The sequence below is a fragment of the Nitritalea halalkaliphila LW7 genome, assembly GCF_000265075.1.
Lineage (GTDB): Bacteria > Bacteroidota > Bacteroidia > Cytophagales > Cyclobacteriaceae > Nitritalea > Nitritalea halalkaliphila.
In genome coordinates this window covers 1-5,644 of record NZ_AJYA01000075.1, presented here as the reverse complement: position 1 = coordinate 5,644, position 5,644 = coordinate 1, and the positions used below count along the sequence as shown (strand labels likewise).

The window sequence follows — 5,644 nt, the reverse complement described above, 5'->3', positions numbered from 1 at the left end:
CCTATGGAAGAGGCGCGCAAGCCTGGAAATTTGGCAGGAGGATGCTGACCTACGCCGTTTTATTTTCACACGCGGCCTGCTGATGGCCATTCCGCTGGCTCAGCCCTTCTTCGTTTTGCTGGGCAAGGACACCTTAGGCGGTGGCGTGGCGGATTTGGGCCTTTTGGTGGTAGCCGCGGGCATCGCCGGGATCATCAGCAGCCCCTTTTGGGGACGCTTTGCAGACCGTAACGCCAAGGCCCTGATTCGCAGCATCAGCCTGCTGGGCATCGCCTGCATCCTGCTGATGCTCAGCTTCCCCTTTTGGCCGGAGGCCTCCAGAACCGCTACACGTTTAGCGCCCTCTTTTTGAGCTTGGTGATGACCCATGGGGGTGCGCGGCTGAGCCGCAAAACCTATTTGGTGGATTTCGCCCCAGAGCAGGAGCGTCCCTCGTATGTGGCCCTTTCGAATACGCTGATCGGCGCCTTCACCTTAGTGGCGGCTGCCTTGGGGACTTTGGCCTCGGTGTTTTCGATTTCGGTGATGTTAGGCATTTACGCTTTGCTTTTAGGGGTAGCCTATTTTCTGGCCGGAAAACTGCGGGAAGTATAAAACAAGAAAACGATTCCTACGTTTTTCAGATACTTGGACAAGTCAAAAATTCCCTGTACCTTTTCTCCATGAAAATCAGTTGCTTCGCCCTACTTGCTTTCGGATTCCTCCTGCTTTTTGGCCTTCCGGCCAAAGGCTACGCCGTATCCGGCCCTTCGGATCCCGGGACCAGCACGGTAAGTAAGCGTCCCGCTGGGGAGGGCAAGCGCTTCATGATTTTGCTAAATGAAGAATTATTAAAGGCCTATAAGAGCAGTCCTACCTACGTGGAGTTAAGCCTGACGAATTTATTTAAGACCAAGGCCTACAAGGGCAATTCTGCGCCAGTTATTTTCGTCGACATCCCGCACAGCAGTGTGACGGCGGAGCAGCTGCAGCACTTCATCATCCGTGTTAATGCCCGCACAGTGCTTCCTTTGCAGGACATCGCGGAGGCCATCATCGACTTGAGCGAAAACAGTCAGCAGTTTGAGGCCATCCGCCGGCAGGTTTTGGCGCCGGGAGCAGGGAAAGGGAAGTGAGCGTTTTTTAATGGTTAATTGTTAATGGTTAATGGTTAATGGTTGATGGTTAATGGTGGTGTCCGTTCGACGAAGCTCATATTTCCGTGGGCGTGGGATTAGGTTGTCTTGTTGATTTCCGAGCCATGCAGAATCGACTTTTGGAAATAGGACAGAAATCTATAGCCACATAAGAGCGGATTTAGACTCCTGTCCATTATCGCCCTGAGGGATTTATCGATGCTGATGAAAGATACGCCCTACACGCGACGACCCTGCTGCGCCTGCGCCATTAACAATTCACCATTAACAATTAACAATTAAATTCACACCAAAACCTCTATCAGTTTGGGCTTAAAGGAAGGTTGGAAGAAAAGCGTTAAGGCCTCTTCTAAGGCCTCCTTATCGTGAACGAGTAAATACTGGAAGCCAAATTCCTCGCATAATAGCCGCGCATTCAGGCGCTGCTTGGTGACAAAATATTCTTCCAGCTCCGGCTGCTCGCTTGGCCCCTTGATCTTGCGGAAAATCTCACCTCCATGGTTGTTAAGGAGCAAAATCCGTAAATTCGGCATGGGGTAGTTGTGCCAAAAGGCATTGCGATCGTAAAAAAAGGCCAAATCCCCCGTCACCAAAAGCACCGTGTCCTTCGTTGAAAATGCCGCTCCCACAGCTGTACTGGAACTCCCATCGATGCCGCTGGTGCCTCGATTGCAGTAGACTTCTGCTGCAATGCGCCCGCACATGTTCACGTAGCGCACGGCCATGCTATTCGCCGCATGCACCTTCGCTCCACGCGGGAGGCGCTGCAGGGTGCGCTGAATGGCCGTCCACTCTCCAAAGGGCCTTTGGACGAAGTCCGCCTGGATTTTTTCCAGATAATGCGCCTCTAAGGCACGCCAAGCAGAGAAGGTCTCCTCGGGCTGCGGCGAACGCTGGGCGGAAAAGAACCGCAAAAAGGCGGCAGGATGACAAGGAACATGCATCTGCAAAGCCTGAAAGGTGTCTGGCACATAGCCGGCTTCTTGCACATGCCAGTGCGGACAGGCGGCGGCACGTAGAAAGAGCTTCAACTTCTTCGAAATGAGCGACTTGCCAAAGGTTATCAAAAGATCTGGCGCCTCCTCAGCAGGCAGTTCGCCCATAAAATGGTCTTGCAGCGTGAGCGCATGGGGCACTTGCATGTTAGAAATGCTGTCCGCCACGACGAGGGCTTTGCGGCTCGCCGCAATCTCCTCCAGCAGCCCCGCCAAAACCGGGCTTGGAGACTGCTGTCCGGGGACGATCAAAACCCGCTTTGCGTCCTGCAGGGTTCCTTTCAGGCGTTCCCGATCTTCCGCACAGAGGTCCAGCTGCCCACGCAGGCTTTGGGCCGGCACTTTAGGGGCCTGAAAATGAAAAGGGTGAGCTGCATCGGGATAAAAGGGCTCCCGAAGCGGCACGTTAATATGTACAGGACCAGGGGGAAATGCCTTCGCCAGCGTCAGGGCCTCCGTCACCTGCCGGCGCCCATACCAGTGCTGGTCGGGGTGCGAAAAGGAGTCCGGAAACTGAAAAGCCGCCTTCACATGGCTGCCGTAGAGGTTTTGCTGGTGGATCGTCTGCCCATCCCACTGATCAATCCACTCCGGAGGCCGATCGGCAGTTAAAATCAGTAAGGGGAGCTGTTGGAAGTACGCCTCTGCCACTGCCGGGGCATAGTTATAGGCTGCGGAGCCTGAGGTACAGACCAGCACCACGGGGCGGCGGGTTTCCAGGGCGATGCCCAAAGCCACAAATGCGGCGCTCCGCTCATCGGAAAGGGTACGCGTGTGGATATCAGGATGGCGTACAAAGGCCAGACTCAGGGGCGCACAGCGGCTACCCGGGGAGAGGATGGCATCTTTCACACCTTTGGCGGCACAGAGGCTGACCAGATCAGCGATGGGCTGTAAATTCATGAGGATAGCGTTCTGGGGGGCTTAATCTTGTGGATCGGGATGCAGGTGGCGGGCGATGGTGGCACACTTCAATTCTGTTTCTCGCCACTCTTTTTCAGGATCGGAATCCTCAGTGACGCCAGCACCCGCGAAGAGCAGAGCACCCTCCGGCGTCAGGCGCGCGGTGCGCAAATTCACATAGATGCTGCACATCCCCTGCACCTGAACAGGTCCCATATAGCCGGCAAAAAGGCTGCGATCGAGCTGCTCATGCTGGCGCAAGAAGCGATGCGCTGCCTCCCGGGGCATGCCGCAAACGGCCGAGGTGGGGTGCAGGAGCCGCAGCATCACCGAGCCCAATTGCGGAAAATTAGTGGCCTCCATGTCCACGAAAAAGTCCGAGCGCAGGTGCAGGAGATGCCCTGCCACTACGGTTTTCGGTCCGATTTCCTCATATTCGCGGAGGCGAATTTTTTTAAAGCAGTCCACAATATAGCGGCTGACGAGTGCCTGCTCTTCAATTTCCTTTTGTGTCCAAGCGGCATGTTTTAGCGGGTCTTTTACGGAGGCCACCTGTGTACCGGCTAGGGACATGGTATAAAATTGCGCCCCCCGCGTACGCACCAACGTCTCCGGGGAAGCCCCCATCCAGGTGCCCACTTGCGGGAGGTGAAAGAAATTCACAAAGGCATTTGGGTAGGCATTGGCTAGGGCCAAAAGTGCTCTTGCAGGGCTAAAATGCTCCTGGAGGGGCACGTGCTTGGTTCGGGCGGGCACCACTTTGCGCAGCTCACCCCGCTGAATCGCCGCGATAGCCTCCTGCACGGTCTGGATAAAATGGCTGTACTGATGTTCCTCTCGCTGCTTCGGGGAGCGGTAGCCCCCCTTTTCCCGCTCCTGCATGCGCACAGGGGCGAGAAGAGGCGCTAGTTGGCTCCAAGGAAGTAGCTGCTTGGGTGGCTCAGCCGGTGCCCCTTGGTGTTCGGGCCAGGCACAGGTAGCCTGCTCTAAGGAGAAGGTTTCATGGACATCTGCTGCGATAAAATACGCTTTTTCATCTGCCTGATCGGCAAAAGGGTGTGCGATAAAGCCTGCGGGCAGCTGCTCTAAGTCCGCCTGCACACGCTTCAGCTCGCCAGAGTCGTCGGCCAGAAAATGGAGGGTACTCGTCTTCGGCTGTCGCCAAAGCGCAAATGCTTTTCCATGAAGAAGGGCGTTTTGGATCAAGCCGTCGAGGACCTGTTCTAAAGCCGTTTCCTGCGCGTAGAGGGTACTTTGCATACTATTTTTTATCGATAACCGCGAGGGTGATCCTGCTGATACAGGAGAGCTCACCATCAGGCGTAAAGATTTTAATTTCCCAGACCTGCGTCTTTTTTCCCAGATGGATGGGGCTGCAGACGCCAGTCACTTCACCTGATCGAACGGATTTCAGGTGGTTAGCGTTGATTTCGAGGCCTACACAATGCTGTTTTTTCGGGTCCACCATCAGGTTTCCTGCACGGAGCCTAGCGTTTCAGCCAGCACCACATTTGCCCCACCATGTAACAAGCCGAGCGGTTGTTTGGTTCTATGATCCACGGGCATCGTAGCCGTGAGCGTATCGCTTCCGATTTTGGTTATGCGGATGCCGAGGTGCTCGGTCATGGTGTTCGTGCCCCAGGTGTTCAGTTGGTCTAGGGTGATTCCTTCGCGAAAGGTCATGTATTTTGGGTAAAAGGCCTTACTTTTGATTTCGTTCAAAAATACAGAATTGTGAGCAGTAAAAAAATTTACTTGATCCGTCATGGTCAGACGGACTATAATTTGCGTGGTGTGGTTCAGGGCAGTGGGATCGATGCTCCTTTAAATGAGCGGGGTCGTGCCCAGGCGGCGGCATTTTTTCAGCGGCATCAGGCAGTGCCTTTTGATAAAATTTACGTGAGTGCACTTCAGCGCACGCGGCAGTCTGTGGAGCCTTTCTTGGAGCTAGGCATTCCTGTAGAGTCTTTGGCGGAGTTAAATGAAATTTCTTGGGGCGACTATGAGGGGCTGCCGATGACCCCTGAGCAGAACCAGTATTATTTTGACATGCTGGCGCGCTGGGCTTCTGGCGACTTAGACCATGCGATCGCGGGTGGGGAGAGTCCGAATCAGGTGGTGGCGCGCCTGCGCAAAGGCTTCGCCCGGATCTTATCTCCGGAACGGGAGGCGGAGCGCCTGATTTTGGTCTGCATGCATGGGCGGGCGATTCGAATGGCCTTGAGTATGCTTTGTGACACCCCCTTAGCAGAGATGGATCAGTATGCCCACCAAAATCTCGGCCTATACGTGTTAAGTCGCGCGAACGAGGAAGGTCCTTTTCATGTTGAAGTAGCGAATCAAGGGCCGGAGGAAAGGGATTTTTAATGGTTGATTGTTAATGGTTAATTGTTGATGGTTAATGGTTAATGGTTAATGGTTAATGGCGCAGGCGCGGCAGGTTTGTCTTGTGAAGAGCGCCTCTGTTTCCAGCTTGGATAAAACCGTCAAGTCGAAAAAAAATTAGGCCTCTATAATCCCGAGCCGCATAGCGGCGGACCTTATGCTAAGCGCGTGGCCTTAGCCCGCGGATCGAACGAACGCTACCGCCAAACCCCCGAGCTCCATAGA

7 protein-coding genes and 1 pseudogene are annotated in these 5,644 nt (G+C 54.5%); 4 read left to right on the top strand and 4 right to left on the bottom strand.

The genetic code is table 11. From position 1 onward, the window contains the following. The 3 genes and pseudogenes from A3SI_RS19420 to A3SI_RS17870 form a co-directional block, all read left to right on the top strand. A pseudogene (locus A3SI_RS19420) lies at positions 1–352 on the top strand (MFS transporter); the annotation flags it as partial. Continuing rightward, positions 304–594, top strand: coding sequence for a hypothetical protein (locus tag A3SI_RS17875; RefSeq protein ID WP_156810353.1), 291 nt, complete (start codon positions 304–306; stop codon positions 592–594). The pseudogene A3SI_RS19420 and the gene A3SI_RS17875, both read left to right, overlap by 49 nt. A gap of 68 nt (positions 595–662) precedes the next feature. Next, positions 663–1,115 carry a hypothetical protein gene (locus tag A3SI_RS17870; protein ID WP_009057488.1) on the top strand — a complete coding sequence of 151 codons (453 nt, stop codon included), beginning with the start codon at positions 663–665 and terminating at the stop codon, positions 1,113–1,115. A 305-nt stretch (positions 1,116–1,420) separates the two neighbouring features. Here the strand turns inward: A3SI_RS17870 and menD are convergent, their stop codons facing one another. Genes menD through A3SI_RS23380 form a run of 4 tightly spaced genes read right to left on the bottom strand, consistent with a single transcriptional unit; the run spans position 1,421 to position 4,717 of the window. Continuing rightward, entirely contained in the window at positions 1,421–3,034 is a 1,614-nt protein-coding gene (gene menD / locus A3SI_RS15840; RefSeq protein ID WP_009057486.1) for a 2-succinyl-5-enolpyruvyl-6-hydroxy-3-cyclohexene-1-carboxylic-acid synthase, read from the bottom strand. Positions 3,035–3,055: 21 nt separating this feature from the next. Next, the gene (locus tag A3SI_RS15835; RefSeq protein WP_009057484.1) at positions 3,056–4,294 is read right to left on the bottom strand and encodes a chorismate-binding protein; all 1,239 of its coding nucleotides are present in this window, start codon (positions 4,292–4,294) and stop codon (positions 3,056–3,058) included. A 1-nt stretch (position 4,295) separates the two neighbouring features. After that, positions 4,296–4,502: a hotdog fold thioesterase gene (locus A3SI_RS23385; RefSeq protein WP_009057482.1), complete on the bottom strand. Its 207-nt coding sequence runs from the start codon at positions 4,500–4,502 to the stop codon at positions 4,296–4,298. Beyond that, positions 4,502–4,717, bottom strand: coding sequence for a hotdog fold thioesterase (locus tag A3SI_RS23380; protein ID WP_009057480.1), 216 nt, complete (start codon positions 4,715–4,717; stop codon positions 4,502–4,504). The genes A3SI_RS23385 and A3SI_RS23380 overlap by 1 nt, the downstream gene beginning before the upstream one ends. Positions 4,718–4,768: 51 nt before the next feature. Here A3SI_RS23380 and A3SI_RS15825 point away from each other — a divergent pair, with 51 nt between their 5' ends. Further along, positions 4,769–5,401, top strand: a complete 633-nt coding sequence (locus tag A3SI_RS15825; protein WP_009057479.1) for a histidine phosphatase family protein — start codon at positions 4,769–4,771, stop codon at positions 5,399–5,401. Positions 5,402–5,644 lie beyond the last annotated feature (243 nt).